This window comes from Clostridioides sp. GD02367 (genome assembly GCF_045900275.1).
GTDB classification, from domain to species: domain Bacteria; phylum Bacillota; class Clostridia; order Peptostreptococcales; family Peptostreptococcaceae; genus Clostridioides; species Clostridioides difficile_A.
Genome location: NZ_JBJODK010000001.1, coordinates 144,666 through 166,739 on the forward strand (window position 1 = coordinate 144,666; position 22,074 = coordinate 166,739).

A 22,074-nucleotide genomic window follows, 5' to 3' on the forward strand; every position below is an offset into this window, starting at 1 on the left:
TTTTATAAAACTCTTTTGCTAAATAATTATGATTAAGTTGAAACTGGAATTTTTAATACTTAGCACACATAAATATATTTTATATAAAAGTTTATATTTTCAAACAAATAATTTTTCGAAAATTGTCTAAATTCTGTAAAAATATGGTACTATATACATAGGCAATATAAATCTATAAAAAGGAGTGTTACATATGATATCTAATAAAATGCAAACTTTAGTTGCAAATAGCTCTGTTATAAGAGCTATGTTTGAAGAAGGAAAAAAACTTTCTGATATTTATGGAGAAGAAAATGTTTTTGATTTTAGTATAGGAAATCCAAGTGTTGAACCTCCAGAAACTATTAAAGCAGTTATAAATGATATTTTAAATGAAGAATCTCCAAATCTAGTTCATGGATACATGAATAATTCAGGATATGAAGATGTAAGAGATGCTATTGCTGAACATATAAATAAAAAAGACGGGTTAAACCTTACAAGAGAAAATTTAATTATGACTTGTGGTGCTGCTGGTGGTCTAAATATTATTTTAAAAACTCTTTTGAATCCTGATGATGAAGTTATTGCTTTTGCTCCATATTTTGGTGAGTATAAAAACTATACAGAGAACTATGATGGAAAATTAATAGAAGTACCTACAAATATAGAAACTTTTGAACCAGATTTAGATGCGTTGAAAAATGCCATTACTTCAAAAACAAGAGCTTTAATAATAAACACTCCAAATAATCCTACTGGTGTTATCTATTCTGAAGAATTATTAAAAGACCTTGGAGAACTATTAGACTCAAAGCAAAAAGAATTAAATACAAACATATATCTAATCTCTGATGAACCATATAGAGAAATAATTTATGATGGTGCTAAAGTACCTTGTGTACTAAAATACTATAGAAATTCATTTATAGGATACTCTTATAGTAAATCATTATCTCTACCTGGTGAACGTATTGGATATATCGTTGCTAATGGACAAATGGATGATTTTGATGATGTTATGTCTTCATTAAATGTTGCAAATAGAATACTTGGATTTGTAAATGCTCCTTCTCTTTTCCAAAGAGTTATTGCAAGAAGTTTAGATGCTGAGGTTGATGTAAATATTTATAAAAAGAATTTTGACCTTTTATATAATAGCTTAATAGATATGGGATTTTCTTGTGTTAAACCTAGTGGTACATTCTATTTATTCCCAAAAGCTCCAATTGAAGATGATAAAAAATTCTGCAATGATGCAAAACAGTTTAATTTATTATTAGTACCAGGTTCTTCTTTTGGTTGTCCAGGCCACTTTAGAGTATCATATTGTGTGTCTTATGACAAAGTTAAAAGCTCTTTGCCAGCATTTGAAAAATTAGCTAAACTTTATAATTTAAAATAATTAAATAAGGTAATTCAAATAATTAACTACCTTAGTTTAGAATCTAAGTATTCTATACTAAGGTAGTTTATAATTTTATGTACTATATTTTATATACCATATTATACCAATATACTTGAATATTGTAATCTATAGTACTAATATAAATTACAAGGAGGTGTTTGACTTGAAAAAAGGTTATGTTTATATCATACTGACTACCCTATTTTTTAGTTCAATGGAAATTAGTCTAAAAACTGTTACTAATGACTTTAATCCCTTACAAATAACTTTATCAAGATTTTTTGTTGGTGGTTTAGTCTTACTACCTTTTGCCATAAAAAGATTAAAATCTCTTAATCTTTCTATTACAAAATCAGACCTAAAATACTTTGCATTTCTAGGTTTTATGTGTGTAGTTGTGAGTATGTCATTGTACCAGCTGGCTGTTCTAAACACAAAAGCATCTGTAGTTGCTGTTTTGTTTAGTTGTAATCCAGTATTTGTAATGCTTTTAGCTTACTTAATTTTAAAGGAAAAAATATATAGGCACAATGTAATTTCACTTATATTAGAAGTGCTTGGAATTATAGTTATCATAAATCCATTGCATACAAAATTAACTCTTAGTGGAATATTCCTGACATTATCTTCTGCTATCATTTTTTCAATGTATACTGTATTTGGTAAAAGGAAAACGTTAAAATTTGGTGGGATAGTTGTAACTTGCTTTAGTTTTATATTTGGAAGTTTAGAAATGTTAATATTAGTTTTGCTTACTAAAATTAATTTTATAACAGATATTTTAAATAAAAATAAACTCCATGTATTTGCAAATATCCCTATTTTTAGTGGCTATACTTTACACAATATGCCTATTATGATTTATGTATTTGTATTCGTCACAGGTGTTGGTTATGCACTTTACTTTATGGCAATGGAGGCTACATCTACTAGTCTTACGTCTTTAGTATTCTTCTTTAAGCCAGTAATCTCTCCAATACTAGCATTATTAATACTTAAAGAAATTATCCCCATTAACATGATTATAGGAATTTTGTTGATAGTAATTGGTTCAATAATTTCTATTATACCTACGATAATTACTCAAGCACATAATAAGCACGTTGAAGCCTTGTATAAGGAGTAGTAACTTATAATCTATCATAATATACATAAGACAAATTTATTAGTCTTAAACGAAATATAAAAGAGATGCTATCATAATAGCATCTCTTTTATATTTATTTTAAATTTTTTAAATTCTCTATTTAGCTAAGTTTTGTAAAAAACTATAAGTTTGTGGACAAGCTGCTTTTAATTTACTATTTGTATCTTGATTTAAATAATAATATGCAAATGCTTCTGCGAAGAATTCTTCTGGATATACACCTAAGTAATTTACATTACCTAAAGAACGTCCTTCTTTAGCAAATATTTGTTTAAATTGTGGTGATTTAGAAATATCATTTAATGCTATATGGTCTACTGCATGTGCTGTTTCATGTAATTCTAAGTTTATTGCATCATGACCTTTACCTTTGTTACTAAATCCTATTCTAAGAGCTACTGAACTTCCACCTAAACCAGGAACATCATCCCAAGTTTTTCCAGTGCCTTCCCAACCCTTAGGAACTACACCTTTTAAATAAGCGTATTCTTTTTCATCTGTTAACTTTCCACTTAATAATTTTATTTTTAAATTATCTTGTTTTAAAGCACTTAAATATTTTCCATCTATATTTGCTAATCTACTTACCATAGCGTTAGCTTCATTTTTATTGTAATTTCCAGCTGGAAGAACCACTATTTGATTAAGTGTTTCTTTATTTTTTTGTACATTTACATTATCTGCATGTGCACTTACTGGAACTGAACTTATTAAGAATATTGACATTATAGCGATTAATAACTTTTTACTTGTTTTCATATTATTCCCTCCTTTGAGTTAGGCCGGGAGTAATAAATTTCAAAATAAAAAAGATACCCAAGAGTATCTTTGTATATACAAAAAGAAATTTTTACTCTTTTCGGCAACTGGCTGGCGTAGTTTACTAAACTTTAGCCCCTATAGCTTTGCGTGACTAGGTTTCCCTAGTTTTGCCTCATTTAATTTTATATTTATATTATAGCTTATATATTTCTAATTGTCTATAGTTTTTTGGATTTTTTTTCTAAAACATTATTATTTTTTTACATAATTTTTCAAAAAAAAATATCTTCTAACAATATTTTCACTCTTAAATATTGTTTTAGAAGATATTTTTTAATATTACTTATATTTTAATAATGTTAGGGTCTAATTTGTGTTTTTGTTTCTTCTTAATATAATAAGTCCCACAATAGCTCCTAGACCTAATAGTATTTCTCCAGTAATTGTAGTGTTATCTCCTGTCTTTGGTGGTACTGGAGGATTTACTACAGCGTCATCTTTCACTTTATTATTCTTTTCTTCTGATACTGATGGTTTTACTACTTCTGGTATTGGAACAATTGGTTTAACAGGATTTTCTATTACCTCATCTGATGGTGGTATTGGTGGATTTACTACCTCTGGTATTGGAGGATTTACTACCTCATCTGATGGTGGTACTGGTGGATTTACTACTATTTCATCTGTGTCAGATGGTTTTGATGGTTTTTTTGGTTTATCTGTGTTTGGTGGTACTGGTGGATTTACTACTGGTTTATCTGGATTCGGTGGTGTTGGTGGATTTACTGGTGGATTTTCTTGTTTTATATTTTCTATATTTCCAATATCCACAATACTACCAATATCTTTCTTATCAATATTAACTTTGACTTTATCCTTTAGTTTTTCATATCCACTTGGAGCTATTATTTCCACTAAATAATATGTTCCTGGTTTTTTTACACTAGACTGAATTATACCATCTTCATCACTAACTAAATCTTTAACTACTACATTTCCATATACATCTTCTAAATTAAACTTAGCACCTGAAAGTGCCTTTTTATCTAAAGAATCTACTTTTTTAGCTTCAAAAGCATAACCTTGCTTAGTAGTTTCTACTCCAGGAGGACTTGAGCCATTAATCTGAGCTACATTTTGTATAGTCTCTCCAACTTTTACATCTGTAAAATCTGCATCGAATGTAACCCAACTTTGTACAGGTTCGCCTTCTTTTATCTGCTTAAATTCATATTTATTCACTAATCTTATAGTATTTTCTCCATCTCCAGCTTCTTTTTTAAGCTCAAGGTTATCAGAATATTTTATATTAGATATTTTTAGAGCTGGGTTTACTTCATCTAAAAGATTTACTTGCCCTGCATCATAAACTCCATAAGTTGACATATTTATTTTGTATTTAACAATTTGACTATCATTGTTATTTAAAACTTTTTTATCAACTTCTTTTTTTGCACTTATTAATCCAGAGTTTTTCTTAAAACTTATCTCATCGCTTTTATCAACTTGACTGTTATTTGCATCAAGAACAGCTCTATTTGTATAACTATCTTCAATACTAATAACCTTTAATGTATAAGCTATATAAAACTTTGATTCTACTTCTTCTTTACTAAGATTAATCGTAAATCCAGTTATAACTTTATCTACTTGACCGCTTTCATTTCTTTTCTCTTCTATTTTATATGAAATATTGTTTGCGATTTTTTCTTTACTCCAAGGAGTCCAGTTACCATTCATTGGAATTTCTACTACTCTAAAATCATGTCCAGCTTCTCCTGCTGTAGTTAATCTCATACCCTCTGGTATATTATCTGTTATAACAACATTACTTATTGGCGACTTATCATCATTTACTGAAATCTGATAGTTTATTACTTGGCCAACTTGAGTAATATTTGTTACTCCTGAATGCCCTTTAGTCAAAAGATAATCGCTACCTCTATCAAAGATACTTACAGTAGCATCATCTTCTTGTACCTTCTTACCATCAGATTCTATCCTAGCTACATTTTTATATTTATTATCATGTTTTGCATTTTCATCACTAATTCTAGCTTTGTATTTAACAGTATATGCTTTATCTATATTTCCAAAATTAACTGATATAGAATTTGCACTTTGTTCAATATTAAAATCACTTACTTCTTTCCCATCACTTGTTACTACACTTACAGAATCATTTACTAGTGTCAATCCTTCAGGAAGCTCATCATACAAAGTAATATCTTTCAATTCTTCCTGTTTCTCATTTACTAGTATGCTATAATTTATATCTTTATTTTTAACTGGCATAAATACTGTAGTTGATTTTTTTCCTTCAACAAGTTTCTTAAGTGTTCCTTTAGACTCTTCTTCCTCGCCTTTATCTCCAGGCTTTATTTCTACATCCACATCTCCACTTCCACTTTCTATTTTTCCAGTAGTCTCAATATGAATTTTTGTATTTGTCTCTTCATCAACCCTTTTAACGTATGCTTCTAGACCTATTTTTCCTTGCATTACACTTTGACCATTAGGAAGTTCTCTAAATGTAAGTGTATATTCTCCATTACTTTCTGTTTTGTCGAAACATTCACTTGTATAATCTAAATTAACTTTATTAAATACATCTGGCACCTTGAAAGTTATTGAATCACCTGCTTGTATTCCCTTTGATGTTGGAGTATAAGTTAAATTAAATGATATCTTTTTCATTGATTCAGTTTCTATTGTACTATTATTAATTTTTATAATAAATCCATAATCTTCATTCTCTTCATTAAGTTCTTCTTCTAACGTTTTCAGCAAATTCTCATCTTCTAGCAGCTTTTCTTCTTTTGGAGTCTGCTCTATATTTTTATTATCTAGTGGCTTTTCCTCTTCTGGAGTCTGCTCTGGTTTTTTGTTATCTGATGGCTTCTCTCCTTCTGGAGTCTGTTCTGGTTTTTTGTTGTCTGATGGCTTCTCCTCTTCTGGAATCTGCTCTGGTTTTTTGTTGTCTGATGGCTTCTCCTCTTCTGGAGTCTGCTCTGGTTTTTTGTTGTCTGATGGCTTCTCCTCTTCTGGAGTCTGCTCTGGTTTTTTGTTGTCTGATGGCTTCTCTCCTTCTGGAGTCTGCTCTGGTTTTTTGTTATCTGATGGCTTCTCTTCTCCACTTGATGAACTAGTTGAATTATTTTGAATCTGACTGTTATCTCCTAATTCTGAAGCATAAGATAAGGTTGGATAGATTGTAGATACTACCATACTTAAAATCATAATTAAACTTATTAATAATGCCTTTTTATTCTTCTTCCCCATATAGATTTCTCCCCTCTACGCTATCTATAATTTATAAACTTCTATTTATATCCCATTAAAATTAATTCTAAGCAAAAAATTATATAAAAAAAGCCATGAAAATAAATAAATTTATATCCATAGCCGGTTGCACCACTGACTCAGTATGTCCATAAGGTGCCCAATGATAGAACATACATCAACATCTCTATAATATTTTATAAAAAACAATTAAAATTGCTATATTCATACTAGATACAATTACATATCTATATTATATTATGCCAACATCTTCCTGTCTATATATTTTACATTTTTTTCCTTACAATAATTTTAATTAATCATTAAATAAAATCCTTATCTACAACAATTACACAATTATATTCAGGATTCATCTCCTTAACCAATTTAGTTATATCTTCTTTTAATTCTTCCTCTGACATATTCTTAGAGAATTCAGAAGGATTAACTACTATATCAAACACTAAATTTTTCTTACTTCCCTTTCCAACTATTCTGAAATCATGCATAGATTTTACAAGACTATTTTTCTTAAGTATTTCTTCAAGTTCTTTTTTTGCTGACATAACTTCTTCATCTTCGAGACATATAGGGTCCATATGAATTACTAAATACATATCTAATTTTTCAGATATTTCTCTCTCAGCATTATCTATAATTTCATGAATCTCCATTATATCTATATTTGATGGAATTTCTGCATGTATAGATGCTATACATCGTCCAACTCCATAGTTATGAATTATTAAATCATGTGTACCTATAATATGTTCATAAGATAATAATGATTCTATAATAGATTTTACCATTTCTTCATCTGGTGCTTCTCCTAGAAGAGGATTTATAGTATCTTTTACAAGAGAAAATCCAGCATAAAGTATTACTAGTGATACTACAATACCAACATATCCATCTATAGGTAAACTAGTAAATCTAGCTATGACAAATGATATAACTACGCAACTCGATGTAAATACATCTCCTAAAGCATCAAGTGAAACTGCTTTTAAGGCTGAGGAGTCAATTTTATTTCCCATAAATTTATTAAATTTACTTAACCAAATTTTAATCATTATAGATGCAATTAAAAGTATAAGTGGTATTACTTCAAATTTTATAGGTACTGGATTTACTATCCTTTCCACAGACGACTTTATAAATTGAAGTCCTACCAACATTACCATGAACGCCACAATTAACGCCGATAAATATTCTATTCTTCCATGTCCAAAAGGATGCTCTTTATCAGCTGGCTTACTTGCTAATTTAAAACCTATCATAGTTATCGCTGAGGATGCCATATCAGAAAGATTGTTAAATGCATCAGCCATTATAGCTATACTTGATGTAAGCATACCTATAGACACCTTTACTACAAATAAAAGTAAATTAGATAATATACCCACTACTCCAGCTACATATCCATACTTATTTCTAACATCTTTATTTTGAACGTTCTCACTATCTTTGATAAATGTTTTGACCAGGATTTTTGAAAACATAAAATTTACCTCCTTGTCTTCTGTTTTACTGACAAATTTTAGAATTTATATCTTTATTTATGATAACATAATTCGTCTATAAAATTCTTAAAAGTTCATATATATCAATAAGATATTACTAATTTTATACATTTATTATAGATGCAATGTATTCTTAGATTAAATTATTGACTTCTAATAAAACTAGTCCTAGATATTTTATAATTTCATCTAGGACTTGTATTACTATTTTATACCAACTATTTTATTTAACATAATCGAACCTGTTTCTGGATTTTCAAATTCAATTTTAACACCCTTTATATTAGATAAATCTATATTTTTAAACTTATCAATAGGTATTATTGTATCACTTATTGGAGTATACCTTGACCAAAACTCCATAAATTTACCTTCTACATATTCGTCTCTCACAGCTTTACCCTCAAAATACTTCATAGCAGACACTTTATCATTATCCAAAGTTACACTACTTTCTTTTCCTTTAGAATCGACTAAGCTAAGTTTAAATGAAACTATTTTATCTTTACTATTTAACTCACTAGGAGAATTTAACGCCCATCTAAATTTTAATGCAGAATAATCTTTTAAATTTTTATTATTTAAGGGCAATTCTATTTTTCCATCTTTAGATTTCCAATCAACTTGCAATAAATCTAAATTTTCACTTGAGCTTATATTACTAAAAAGTTTTGCAGTATCTTTATCTAATCGTTCTGACTCAACTAACTCTTTTGTATCAACATTACTTGAGTCTATATTTTCAAATGACTTTTTGTTGAATAATTCTAAAGAACCGCTATATTTAACTTTATTTAATGTCTGATACCCATACATTTTAGATGGCAATCCATTTTTACTAAAAATAGGAGATTCACTATCATCAAAATCAAAAATAGATTTCATATAGTCAACTGCATAATTAGAAAAGAACTCTCTATGTTCTTCTTTTCCTAATTTTTCAGGATAAGTGCCATCTGTATCTCGTGGTGGAGAAAATTCTTTTTCTCCTAAAACTGAGTTATATGCATTGTGATTTCCACCTACTAAATAAGTTAGTCCTAGTGGACTTTTTCTATTTTTATCCAAGGATATATCATAAAAAACATCATCCCCACTATGGATAACATCTCCATCATACTCTGATACTATTATTGCTGTTGGTACATCTGGAAACTTCTCTATTGGACTATTATAGGCTGGTGTAAGTGATATAATTCCTTTTATCCCTTTAAATCCTTTTTGTATTTGGTCTTGTGCTATTTTTAATACCCCAGAACCAGCTACAGAATGACCTATAAGGCCAATATTATCTAAATCAACTTTGTCTTTAAGATATATTCCAAATCCATTTTTACTGCCATCATATGCATCTTGAAAAGCTTTTATATAAGCTTGAGTCAGATATGTTATTCTCTCATTTTCTACAGGTTCTCCATACTGAAAAGTATAGTTTACTGAAGTATCAATAGACACCCCTATAATACCATTTTTAGCTAAATCTTCAGTAAGATATTTAAATCCATTTTCAAAATCATTTTCTCCATCTCCATGTTGCCCATGAAAAATTAACACTATAGGTGCTTTTTCTTTTATATCTTTAGGAGCTGATATTATACCTTCTATCTTAAAAGGTATGGTCTTCCCCCTTACAACCATTTCTGATGTTCCCAAACTAAATTTATTAGATTCAATTTCGTTGTCATTATTTTTTGTTGACTTTATCTCATATGTTATTTTTTCATTTGAAACTACACTAGAATTAGAATTACTTGTACAACCTACAAAAAGAGCACTTATTACTGCTATAGATAAAATCATACTAATCCATTTTTTCGATTTCATAAATTTATTCCTTTCTATCATATCTGTTTAAATACTATTTATTAGATTTCTAGTAAACTTTCTTTCTACCTTCATACTTATTTATTAACCTTTCTAGCATTATAATCTATAACCTTATCTGCATTGTATAAATCTAAAAATTTTTCTTTCTTATTTAGTAGAGTAATACCATCTATGTTTCTTCTATCAGTAATAACTAAATTTTTATCCTTATAAATTTTTTCATATGATATTGGACCTACACCTGCAAAAATCGTAAATCCTTTTGACTGAAGATACTCCAACCCTTTAGATGACTCATTAGGAAACTCACCATATGGAGGTATATATATTTTTGTTTTTCCAACGACTGATTGAACTTCTCTTTCCCATTTAATAGTATCATCTCTAAGCTTTTCTAGAGAAATTTTTTTGAGATTTGGGTGTCCATAACTATGGCTAGCAAATTCCCATCCATTTTCTTTTAGCTTATAGACTACTCTCTTACATTGTTTTAATTCTTCATTTCTATTTGGATAATCTCTTTGAATTCTATAACCCAAAATACCTTCAAATCCAGTTACTGCTAAAACTCCCTTTGCATTATTATGAGAAAAATCAGGATGTAGTTTTACAAAATCTTCAATTAAAGGAACCATTTCTGTTTCTGTACTAATAAGATATTTACCATTTGGTTTTTTAATATATCCTGCTAACTCATTATTTCTATCTAGGACAATTTTTTCTGTTATTCCATTACCTAACATATATTGATTATAATTTATATCATCTATAGATATAATAATTGGTTTTTTTCCTTCTGGTAACAATAATTTTTTTCTTACTGTTAACTTCTTACCACCAACTTCTTTTTCCTCATATACATCTTTGTATGATACAAGTATAAAGTTCCTTTGATATAAGTTATCCAATATTTTTTTAAATTCTTTTGTAGTAACAAACCATTTAGAAAATGTTTTAGATTCATAATCACCATCAAATGCCATTTCTGGATATACGATTAATGGATGTACAAATACATGTTCAATTTTACCTTCATAATATTTACTTGTATTTTCACTTATTTTTGAATTATTTTTTTCATATTCTAAATTTGTATCATAAAAAGCATATGAAAAATTACTGATGGACATAATTATAACTATAGATAATATTATAAACAAATTTTTCATAATATTTCTCCTTCAACATGATTATAAATAATAAAGCTTATTATATTAAAATAAAAGTCTATTACTTACATTCTTTTTATTTATTATGTTTAATTTGTTTATCACTATACACTATATTAATAGTAACATTAATCTAAATTTGTATTTATAAACAAGTTAATACATTTATATCAAGTTTTGTACATACTATTTAGAATTATGGTATTATTTTTCCCAAGTATTATTTATAATATGATTTTTATTTATAATATATTTTAATTTAAAATTCTGAATAAGTATCTTTTTATAAGTATTTTTTCAACTAATTGTTTTTATATTTTATTCTGATAATTTATCTTGTTCTAAAAAAATAGTCTCAAACTCTGGAAGTGTTGGAAGTCTTAACAAATGTCATATATTTTTGAATATTCATATCCATACTATGTATATCTCACATCCATTTGATTTTATCATATTTTATATGATAAACATTCGCTTTTATAATTTATAACCTTATGATACACTATGCACATAGGATTTTAAACGGAAAGGAATGAAATAAATCATGTTTTTTGTAAGTGATATTTATACAGAAGCACCTATTAAATTTGATACTCCATTACAAAAAGAGGTATATAAAATATTACAAAATTTGAATATTGAATTTGAACGTGTTGACACAGATGAAGCAATTACAATGGAGGATTGTGTTCAGATTGATAAAAAATTAGATATGAAGATGGTAAAGACTCTATTTCTTTGCAATAGACAAAAAACAGCTTTTTATCTATTTATTATGCCAGGTGATAAACCCTTTAAGTCAGCTAATTTTAGCAATGCATTAGGAGTATCTAGAGTTTCTTTTGCTCCTGCTGAATTGATGGAAAAGATGTTAGGTACTAAAATTGGCGCAGCTACTATTTTCAGTGCTATACTTGACAATGATAATAGTATACAAATTGTTTTTGATAAGGATGTTGTCAATGAAGAATGGTATGGATGTAGTGATGGGACTACTACTAGTTATATGAAAATTAAAACAAATCAAGTCATTCACGATTTTTTACCTTTTGTATGTCATACACCATCTATAATTGAATTGTAATATAAAGAAACATTAAAGAAAGATACTTGTATAAAACACAAAACCGCAAAGTCATGATATATTATACTTTGCGGTCTTATAAAATTAACTTTTGATACTAAGATTCCTAGTTCTGCTATTTTTTAGCGTTCTAAGGACTAGTTTTACAAATTCATTCGATATTAAAATAGTTGATGCAAATAGTATTATTTTTATCCACATATTAAAATCTAAAGAAACAGAGTTAAAGAAACTCTGGAACACTTGTGTAAATATTATCTGGATTATACCTGTAACGACTATTATTTGTAATGCCAACTTATTCTTAAAGAAATTAGGTATTGTACTATTAAAGCCAAACTCCCTACAATTCAATGCATTAAAAAGGGCACTGAATGCAAATAAAGAAAATATAACAGTACCTTGTTCATCTGGTGTGGCTCCCAATATATTAAAAGCTGATTGTGTAAATACAATTGTAATTATAAGGATAGCATTTATAATAATATTTATAGACATAGACCTGGCTATTATTCCAGAGTGTCTATTTATTGGTTTTCTTTTCAACACATAATCTCTAACAGGTTCTAATCCTAATGCAAGAGCTGGAGGACCATCCATTATTATATTTACCCATAATAATTGTATCGTAGTAAATGGCATATCTTTACCAGTAAGTTGAGATATTATAGCAATTATAAATGCTACTATATTTACAGTAAGCTGGAACTGTATAAATCTTTGGAAGTTTTCATAAATACCTCTTCCCCATTTTATTCCCTCTACTATTGTACTAAAACTATCATCAGTCAATATTATATCTGCTGCATTTTTAGATACTTCTGTACCTGAGATTCCCATAGCAATACCAACATCTGCTTGACTAAGAGCTGGAGCATCATTTATACCATCACCTGTTACGGCTACAACCTCACCACTTTTTTGAAGTGCAGAAACTATTCTCATCTTTGTATCTGGTTTACTTCTTGCTACAATAGATATTCCTTTTATTTCTTCTCTTAACTCTTCATCTGTCAGCACATCTATATAGGTTGCTTCAACTGCCTTCTTGCCATCATTCAATAATCCTAATTCATCTCCAATAGCAGTTGCTGTATTGATATTATCACCTGTAAGCATTTTTACATCTACACCTGCATTAAATGCCTTATCAATAGACTCTTTAACTCCTGCTCTCAATGGGTCTACTATTCCTACAAATCCACTAAACACTAAATTTTCTTCCTTCTCATACCCTCTTGGGTTTCCGATTAAATTCAATTCTCCTTCTGAGGTTATTGCAACTTCTGTTCTAGATTTAGTCATCTTTTTATAAGCAAACCCCAATGTTCTCATAGATTTAATTTGTAGTTTTTTAATTTCATCGAGAATACCTTTTTCTATTTTGGGAGTTATTGGGACAATACTTTTTCCTTGTTGTACATAAGAACATCTCTTTAATAGTACTTCTGGAGCTCCTTTTGAAAGCAGTATATCCGAATCCTCTTGACGAATTAATGTTGACATTTTCTTTTCTTCTGAGCTAAAGGGGATTTGTGATATTAAATAAGTTTGTTTTCTCATTTCATTATAGTTTTTATCGTTATGATATAAAAGTAATGCACACTCTGTTGCACTTCCAATATATTTAAATGAATTGTCTTCCTTTTCTATATCTGCTGTTGAATTTACTATACAGTTTTGTTCAAAATAACTATTGCTCTGATATTCTCCACTACTTATATATTTACCATCAACATATGCTACTTCTACCATCATCTTATTTTGTGTTAAAGTACCTGTCTTATCAGAACATATTACGGAAACAGAACCTATAGTTTCACAAGCCTCTTTCTTAGTTACTAAAGCATTTATCTTTGCCATCTTTTGCATTGTTATGGCTAAAGTAATATTTATCATGGTTGGCAGACCCTCTGGAACAGTAGCAACTATTAAAGCAATACAAACCATATACGCATTCTTAGCAGGTTCTAATGATTGTAAAAAGGACAAGATACTGCTTGTATCCAAAATTAACAGTCCTTTTCTTTGCATTTGTATAATCATAAACATACACAATAAAGTAGCTATTACTCCTGATATTCCTGCTATTTTAGCCCCTAACTTGCCTAATTTAATTTGAAGTGGAGTTTGCTGGTCATCATTTGATAAGTTCTGTGCTATCTTACCCATTTCTGTCTTATCACCAATGTGAGTAACAACCATTATCCCTCTACCATATGCTACAAGAGTTCCACCAAATACCATATTGATTTGTTTTGCAGGTATTGTATCTTGTTCGATTATTTCTGTTTTAGAATAAACTACCTCCATATCCAATATAGCATCAGCATTTTTAGCTACATCATCAGATTCTCCTGTTAACATATCTTCTCTAAGTTTTAGATTTATAGATTGTATAAGCCTTCCATCTGCTGGTATCATATCTCCTGTTTCTATATATACAATATCTCCTGGTACTAAATCATTTTTTGATATTTTAACTATCTTTCCATTTCTAAGTACCTTTACCTCTATATTCTCTGTTAATTTTGATAGAGCATGAGCAGCTTTTTTAGATTTCCCTTCAGTTATTATACCTATGGAAATACCAATAAAGATAGCTCCTAAGATACCTAATGCATCATGCAATTCTCCCACAAATGAACTTATCACTGCTGCTCCTATAAGAATTAATATCATAGGTTCTGTCAGACTTTCCCCCAACTCGTCCCAAAATGTTCGGCCTTCCTTTATTGTAAATTCATTTAATCCATATCTAAGCTTCCTCTCTTCTACCTCATTATCATCAAGTCCAACTTCTGGATTTGTCTTTAAGTATTTTAATACTTCTTTGGTAGGTTTATTATAATACCTCATAACTTTATCCCCCTTGTTAATTATCTATAGAGAATTATATGCTTATGATAGCTTGTATATTACTTCTCAAAAAAAATAAGGAGTTGTCTTAAAATTGATTTTTTCTAATCAAATTTTAAGTTCAACTCCTCTTTTAAATTTTTATATGTTATTCTTTATTGCTTCTTTATAATAGCTAAATCATTCACTTGTCATGTGACAAGCAACTAGATGATTCTTCTTGTGTTCAAATAATTCTGGCATTTCTTTCCCACAACGTTCTGTTGATACTTTACAACGTTTCACAAAAGGACATCCTTTTTCACAACTTGAAAAACTTTCAACTTCATCTTGTACATCCATTTCTTCCTCTAGTATATTTCTATTATTAGGATTCGTAGTCAAAACTGCACGCAAGAGCATCTGTGTATATGGATGTAAAGGTGTATTGTAAACCTCCTCAGCATTTCCAATTTCCACAATTCTACCAGCATACATCACAGCAATCCTATCAGAAATATAACGTACCATGCTCAAGTCATGTGAAATAAATAGATAAGTAAGACCAAGCTCCATCTTTAGTTTATATAAAAGATTTATAATCTGACTCTGAATAGAATTATCAAGCGCTGACACTGGTTCATCACATATAATGAAATTCGGCTGAACTACAAGTGCACGTGCTATACTAATCCTTTGTCTTTGCCCTCCTGAAAATTCATGTGGAAAACGTCCTGCATATTCTCGTGAAAGCCCAGTCATTTCTAACAATTCATATACTTTTTGTGTCCTTGCATTTTTATCCAGCATGCCATGAACTTTCAAATTCTCTGCAATAATAGATTCTATGGTCATATATGGGTCTAAAGACATGTATGGGTCTTGAAATATCATTTGTGTATGTTGTGCAAATTCTTTTCTTGCACTCTGTCGATGTAGTTCTAGCTTTTTGCCTTGAAATAATATTTTACCTTCACTTGACGGATATACGCCCATAATGATTCTTGCAAGAGTTGATTTCCCACAACCAGATTCTCCAACAAGACCTAAAGTCTCACCTTTATAAATAGTTAGGTTCACATGATTAACAACAATATTCTTGCGCTTTCTTCCTAAAGAGAAGCTCTTGGATACATTATTTAATTCAAGTAATTTTTCCATCACCCAATACCTCCTTTGGAAAACTTTCATGCAGACGCCAACAAGAAGCACTATGGCTATTTGACACTTTAAACAAAGGTGGCTCTTCTCTCAAACAAATCTGCATACAATATGGACATCTCTTTGAAAAAGAACAGCCTACTGGCAAATCAGATAAATTAGGTGGACTTCCCAATATAGATATCCTTTTACCTATATCGCCTGGTGTAGGAAGTGTTCTTAATAATGCCTGTGTATATGGATGTGTTGCTCTATTGAAAATATCTTTTACATTACCTTCTTCCACAATCTTTCCAGCATACATTACTGCTACACGTTCTGCTAAATTTGCCACAACTCCAAAGTCATGAGTAATCAAAAGCACAGCTGTTCCCATCTCTTTTCTAATTTTTGCAATAAGTTTCAAGATTTGCAGTTGTGTGGTAACATCAAGGGCTGTTGTAGGTTCATCTGCGATAAGTAGTTTAGGATTACATGCCAAAGCCATAGCAATCATCACACGTTGTCGCATTCCTCCTGAAAATTGATGAGGATACTGTTCTGCTTGTAGAGCGGCATTTGGTATCTGTACCATTTCAAGTAATCTAACTGCCTCTTGCTTGCAATCAGATAATGACATTTTTTCTTTTCGGTATAGAGATTCAGTAATCTGCTTACCTACTTTCATAGTAGGATTCAAACAAGTTAAAGGGTCTTGAAAAACCATACTTGCTAAGTTACCTCTTATTTGCTCCATATCTTTTTCTGATGCATTCAAAATATCAAAGTTCATAAGTTTCAATTCTTCACCCATAATCTTAGCTGGTGGTGAAGGATTCAACTTCAAAATGGATTGTGCCATTACACTCTTACCACAACCACTTTCACCCACCAATGCAAGAATCTCTCCTCTATTCATAGTAAGTGAAACACCTCGAACTGCACTTACTGTTCCATTATATATCTCAAAAGATACATTTAAATTCCTAATTCTTAGAATATCGTCCATAATCAGCAAATCTCCTTAATCTAGGATTTATGGCATCTTGAAGTTGGTCTCCTAAGAGATTAAAAGAAAGCATTATCAGACAAATGAAGAGTCCTGGCACTGCAAACCTTACTGGATAAGTCTGAAAAACAGCAACACCTTCATTTGCCATGATTCCCAGTGATGGATATGGTGGTGGAACTCCCATTCCCAACATTGATAAGAATGCTTCTGTAAATATAATTTCTGGAATACTCAATGTCATGTGGACAATTATTATCCCCAACATATTAGGAATTAGATGGCAGAAAATAATTCGTCTCATACTTGCTCCCATAGTTTTTGCAGCAATTATAAATTCTCTCTCCATAAGAGAAACTACTTGCACCCTCACCAATCGTGCCATACTAGTCCATCCCACAAGTGTATAAGCTATAATCAAGGTTCCAATTCCTTGTGGAAGCACTGCCATAAGTAAAAGAACAACAACAAGATATGGAATCCCACTAATGATTTCCAATATACGCATCATTACATTATCAACAGTTCCACCTATATATCCAGAAATACTACCATATACTACTCCTACTATTCCATCTATAATAACTACAACTCCTGCTACTAAAAGTGATACTCGTGTCCCATACCAAATACGTACAAAAATATCACGCCCGAGATTATCTGTACCAAAGATATGAGTAAGACCACTAGTTGGGTCTTTGCTAAAAAAAGGTTTATTTGCATACGCCACATTCTGAGATGCAAAATCAAAATTACAAAATATCGGAATACACACTGAACCTATAATCAAAATAAGCATCATTATAAACGATACTACTGCAATTTTATTGTGACACAATATGAATATAGTCTCTCTTGCAAAGCTCATAGATGGGCGTACTAGCTTGTTATTACACATATCTGAATTGCAACCATCAGCAAAAGCAAAATCTTCATTAACAAGTATTCTTTTATTACTATCGATTTTCCTCACCTCCTAATTTCACACGGGGGTCTATATAACTATTTAAAATATCCACGATTAGGTTACACAACACAAGAAACACACCAAAGAACAATGTTGTTCCTATAATTACTGGATAGTCATTGGCCTGCACTGAGTCTACAAAGTATTTTCCAAGACCTGGAATAGAAAATACATACTCCACAGCAAATGTCCCAGTCAATAGGACTGCTGTCATAGGACCAAGAACTGTTATTACTGGCATTAATGCATTACGTAAACAATGATGAAGGACAATGTCTTTTTTCTTAATTCCTTTCACCTTTGCTGTACGAATATAGTCTTGACTAAGTACATCAAGCATACTAGAACGCATTAATCTTCCAATACTCGCCATAGAGCCAAAAGCTAGCGCAAATGCAGGTAAAATCTTACTATTTTCACTTCCCCATCCTATAATTGCAAAAAAACGAATACCTGTAAATTGAAATAATACGATTCCAAAAAAATATTGTAATAGCGCACCCATAATAAATGATGGAACAGACACTCCAAGAAGTACCAAAATCATCGTCAATGTGTCCCACTTTGTTCTATGCTTCAAAGCTGCTACTATCCCTGACAAAATACCCAAAATGATTGCAAAAATCAAAGCCCGTATTCCCAGTTCTAAAGAAACTGGGAATGCCTGGGCTATGATATCTGTTACTTGACGACCAGATACAATTGAGGAACCAAGGTCTCCATGTATCAAGTTGTTCACATATATTCCATACTGCTCCAATATAGGCTTATCTAAACCATACTTTGTGGCTAAAGCTGCTTTTACATCAGGATTAAGTACCTTAACACCAGAGAAAGGGTCTCCTGGAAGCATCTGCATCAGTAAAAATGTAATGGAAATCAAAACCCAAACAGTAAGTACCGAATAAAGAAGGCGCTTACCGATATATCTCATTTGTGAAGACATATTGTCTACTCCTGTCCTGTTTTTATTTATTTAATATGTGCATTTAAAACGTTAAAGAATTGAAATGGTGTACGTACTAGACCAACTAATTTATCAGAGACAGCATAAGTAGTACATGTAAAATACATTGGTCCTATAACCATATCATCTATTAGAATTTTTTCTGCCTGTATCAATATCTCTTGACGTTTTTTAGAATCACTCTCATTAATAGAATCCTCAATCAACTTATCATACTTTGGATTGGAATACTTTACATGATTATTCATATTTTCTGTTGTATAGTTTTCCAAAAATGTAATTGCATCATTTTCAGAAGGTCCCCATCCATCCATCGCAAAGCTGTAATCACCATTTGTCATTGCTTCAGACAAAGCTTTCACTGCTGTAAATTTAAGTTCTACATCCAGTCCAAGATTTTCCTTCCATTGTTGTTGCAGATAGGCAGCCTGATTCTGATTATATGTTGTATCTGATGCCCAAAATACAAGTTTAATATCTTTTTTATCTATACCAAGTTCTTGTAATGCCTTATCAAGGTATTCATTTGCTTTACCTTTGTTGTATTTAAATAGGCTACCACGTTTTTCTGCATAACTTGTGCCCTCAGCACCTTTTATAACATCTGGTACAAAACCATCCGCTGCTATAGAACCGTCATTAATTACATTATCAAGCAGACTCTGCACGTCAACAGAATATGAAAGTGCTTTTCTTAAATTTATGTTAGAGAGATACTTATCTTGTGTATTAAAACTTAAATACCAAGACCCTCCATCTATATATGATTGAATAGCATCTTTACTTTTTTCTTTCACAAGTCTAATTTGTTCATTATATAGGCTACAAAGGTCAATTTCTCCAGCAGTAAATGCATTCAAACTAGTATTTGCATCTCCTATCATAACCAATTTTACTTTAGGAATATTAATTTTTGATGAATTATAATATTCCTCAGATTTTTCCATTGTAATATGGTCATCATGTACCCATTCTGTTATTTTATATGCTCCATTTGTCACCATTTTATCAGCATCCTTAGCATACTGTTTATCACCAATTTTCTCATATGCCTTTTGATTTATTGGCAAGAAGTATGGTTGTGACAAATAAAACAAACCATTAGGCATTGGATGAGACCATTGAATTTCTAATGTATAGTCATCTAGCACCTTTAATCCAAGCTGTGATTCGTCAACCTCTCCTTTATAGAAAGCTTCTCCATTTTTAATATTCTTATATAGATATGCAGCAAATATGCTTCCAGTAGAAGGTTTCATCTGTGTAATCCAAGAATAGTAAAAATCGTTTGCAGTTACTGAGTCTCCATTTGACCATTTTGCATCTTTTTTCAAGTGCATTGTATAAGTTGTGTCAGTATCATTTATATCCCAACTTTCTGCTAAATCAGCTACTGGTTCATCCTTATCATTCAACTTTGTAAACCCAGACATACAATGATAGAGAATACTTTGGGCAATAGTATCACTCATTCTCATTGGATTCAATTCTGTAGGCTCTGATGTAACATTTAATGTTACCATATCCTTTCCTTGAGTCCCCTGAAACACTGAACCTTGTGTAGTATCTCCTGGCTTAGATGTAGCACACGCAGCCAAATTAAGTGCAAGCATAGCTACTACTAATAGAGTTATAATCTTTTTGAATCTCATATTTCTCCCCCTCACAAATAATTAATTTTTATAATTCCTTAAAGTCACTCTATGAATCCAATATCATATTAAATGAATCAATTGACATAGGTTTATAGTAATAATAGCCTTGAACCATATCACACCCATATTCTTTTAAACACTCTATATGTTCTTCAGACTCTACACCTTCAGCAATCACTTTCATATTTAAAGAATGAATTAAATCTATAATGGTCTTTATTACTAAACTGCTATTACCATTTAAGTTGTTTAAAAAAAACTGACGGTCCATCTTGATAATATCAAAACGAGCATTAAGCAATACATTAAAAGAAGAATATCCATCTCCAAAATCATCTAGTGAACATGTAAACCCATATTCCTTGAAATCTGATACTATTTTTTTCAAGCGCTCAGTATCATTTAAAGAAATTGACTCCATAAATTCGATTTCAATATATTTCTTTGGAATATTATATTTTTCAAACACATCAATGTAGTCTTGAACAATTCCTGGATAATAAAAGTGTGACTTTGAAATATTAAAACTTATTGGCACAACCTTCTGATTGTTTTTTATTCTTGTATCCAGATACTGACACATCTGTTCAAAAGTATCAATATCAATTAATATAATGTAGCTATTTTGGTTCAAAATAGGAAGAAATTTATATAATGGAATACTATTTCCGTCCTTATCAAACCAACGAAGTAGTGCCTCTGCACCTATGACTTCTCCACTTATTAAACTAACTTTTGGTTGTAGATATGTAACAAATTCATAATCTTTATATGCATTGGCTGTATCTATTTCCAGTTTCATACGATTCATATAACTCTTATAAAAAGATTCCTCATAAAGTTCTACACAGGAACTTCTATTAAATAAAGTTTCACTTTCTTTTCTACACAGATTTGCATAATTTAATGCATCATAAAATGTGACTTTTGGGTCAACAATCACATAAACCCCCATAGACATAAAAAGATTTCTATAAATTCGCTCATCATCTATGCGGTACAATATGTCTATTAGTGGTATCAATCGTTCATATATAAGATAATTAGAATCATCGCACTTTAACAAAAGAACAAAGTTATCTGCATATAGGTATCCAGTATATTCTTTTTCTTCCAAAAACATCATTATTTTTTGAAAGACCAATGTCAGGATTTCATCTCCTGCTTTACTTCCATAATTTGTATTAAAATAACGAAAATTTTTAATGTTTAGTTGTATTAATGCATATTTTTCCTCGCTACCTTTTATATCACAATATTTTTCCAAAATATATGAAGTATCATATTTTAAGGTGATATTATTTTCCATTTCCATCA

General features: G+C 30.3%; 15 protein-coding genes and 2 riboswitches. Of the genes, 3 read left to right on the forward strand and 12 right to left on the reverse strand.

What is annotated here, in order from left to right:
* The first annotated feature begins 193 nt into the window (after nucleotides 1–193).
* Together Q3223_RS00575 and Q3223_RS00580 are read left to right on the forward strand one after the other, a co-directional pair.
* Nucleotides 194–1,384: a pyridoxal phosphate-dependent aminotransferase gene (locus Q3223_RS00575; RefSeq protein ID WP_167639998.1), complete on the forward strand. Its 1,191-nt coding sequence runs from the start codon at nucleotides 194–196 to the stop codon at nucleotides 1,382–1,384.
* Between the two features lie 166 nt (nucleotides 1,385–1,550).
* Nucleotides 1,551–2,513, forward strand: coding sequence for a DMT family transporter (locus Q3223_RS00580; RefSeq protein ID WP_054271400.1), 963 nt, complete (start codon nucleotides 1,551–1,553; stop codon nucleotides 2,511–2,513).
* Nucleotides 2,514–2,630: 117 nt separating this feature from the next.
* Here the strand turns inward: Q3223_RS00580 and Q3223_RS00585 are convergent, their stop codons facing one another.
* From Q3223_RS00585 to Q3223_RS00605, 5 genes are all read right to left on the reverse strand, one after another.
* Entirely contained in the window at nucleotides 2,631–3,293 is a 663-nt protein-coding gene (locus Q3223_RS00585; protein ID WP_407811446.1) for an anthrax toxin lethal factor-related metalloendopeptidase, read from the reverse strand.
* A gap of 99 nt (nucleotides 3,294–3,392) precedes the next feature.
* A riboswitch (cyclic di-GMP riboswitch) is annotated at nucleotides 3,393–3,478 on the reverse strand.
* A 184-nt stretch (nucleotides 3,479–3,662) separates the two neighbouring features.
* Complete coding sequence (locus Q3223_RS00590) at nucleotides 3,663–6,578, reverse strand: SrtB-anchored collagen-binding adhesin (protein WP_407811447.1); 2,916 nt, start codon at nucleotides 6,576–6,578, stop codon at nucleotides 3,663–3,665.
* 112 nt (nucleotides 6,579–6,690) lie between these two features.
* A riboswitch (cyclic di-GMP riboswitch) is annotated at nucleotides 6,691–6,776 on the reverse strand.
* Between the two features lie 125 nt (nucleotides 6,777–6,901).
* Complete coding sequence (locus tag Q3223_RS00595; RefSeq protein ID WP_054271403.1) at nucleotides 6,902–8,080, reverse strand: cation diffusion facilitator family transporter; 1,179 nt, start codon at nucleotides 8,078–8,080, stop codon at nucleotides 6,902–6,904.
* Between the two features lie 225 nt (nucleotides 8,081–8,305).
* Complete coding sequence (locus Q3223_RS00600) at nucleotides 8,306–9,925, reverse strand: alpha/beta hydrolase family protein (protein WP_407811448.1); 1,620 nt, start codon at nucleotides 9,923–9,925, stop codon at nucleotides 8,306–8,308.
* A 77-nt stretch (nucleotides 9,926–10,002) separates the two neighbouring features.
* Nucleotides 10,003–11,097: a polysaccharide deacetylase family protein gene (locus Q3223_RS00605; protein ID WP_407811449.1), complete on the reverse strand. Its 1,095-nt coding sequence runs from the start codon at nucleotides 11,095–11,097 to the stop codon at nucleotides 10,003–10,005.
* A 544-nt stretch (nucleotides 11,098–11,641) separates the two neighbouring features.
* Here Q3223_RS00605 and Q3223_RS00610 point away from each other — a divergent pair.
* Entirely contained in the window at nucleotides 11,642–12,181 is a 540-nt protein-coding gene (locus tag Q3223_RS00610) for a prolyl-tRNA synthetase associated domain-containing protein (protein WP_407811450.1), read from the forward strand.
* Nucleotides 12,182–12,265: 84 nt separating this feature from the next.
* Here Q3223_RS00610 and Q3223_RS00615 read toward each other — a convergent pair whose 3' ends face one another.
* From Q3223_RS00615 to Q3223_RS00645, 7 genes are all read right to left on the reverse strand, one after another.
* Entirely contained in the window at nucleotides 12,266–15,040 is a 2,775-nt protein-coding gene (locus Q3223_RS00615) for a calcium-translocating P-type ATPase, PMCA-type (protein WP_054271407.1), read from the reverse strand.
* A gap of 180 nt (nucleotides 15,041–15,220) precedes the next feature.
* A complete protein-coding gene (locus tag Q3223_RS00620) occupies nucleotides 15,221–16,180 on the reverse strand; it encodes an ABC transporter ATP-binding protein (RefSeq protein WP_407811451.1) in 960 nt (319 codons plus the stop codon).
* On the reverse strand, nucleotides 16,164–17,168 hold the full coding sequence (locus tag Q3223_RS00625) for an ABC transporter ATP-binding protein (RefSeq protein ID WP_054271409.1): 1,005 nt from the start codon (nucleotides 17,166–17,168) through the stop codon (nucleotides 16,164–16,166). The genes Q3223_RS00620 and Q3223_RS00625 overlap by 17 nt, the downstream gene beginning before the upstream one ends.
* The gene (locus tag Q3223_RS00630) at nucleotides 17,146–18,141 is read right to left on the reverse strand and encodes an ABC transporter permease (RefSeq protein ID WP_054271410.1); all 996 of its coding nucleotides are present in this window, start codon (nucleotides 18,139–18,141) and stop codon (nucleotides 17,146–17,148) included. Before Q3223_RS00630 ends, Q3223_RS00625 begins: the two co-directional genes overlap by 23 nt.
* Entirely contained in the window at nucleotides 18,125–19,081 is a 957-nt protein-coding gene (locus tag Q3223_RS00635) for an ABC transporter permease (RefSeq protein WP_054271411.1), read from the reverse strand. The genes Q3223_RS00630 and Q3223_RS00635 overlap by 17 nt, the downstream gene beginning before the upstream one ends.
* A 26-nt stretch (nucleotides 19,082–19,107) precedes the next feature.
* Nucleotides 19,108–20,754 carry a peptide ABC transporter substrate-binding protein gene (locus Q3223_RS00640; RefSeq protein WP_407811452.1) on the reverse strand — a complete coding sequence of 549 codons (1,647 nt, stop codon included), beginning with the start codon at nucleotides 20,752–20,754 and terminating at the stop codon, nucleotides 19,108–19,110.
* Nucleotides 20,755–20,803: 49 nt separating this feature from the next.
* Nucleotides 20,804–22,072 carry a GGDEF domain-containing phosphodiesterase gene (locus tag Q3223_RS00645; RefSeq protein WP_167640015.1) on the reverse strand — a complete coding sequence of 423 codons (1,269 nt, stop codon included), beginning with the start codon at nucleotides 22,070–22,072 and terminating at the stop codon, nucleotides 20,804–20,806.
* Between the last annotated feature and the right edge of the window lie 2 nt (nucleotides 22,073–22,074).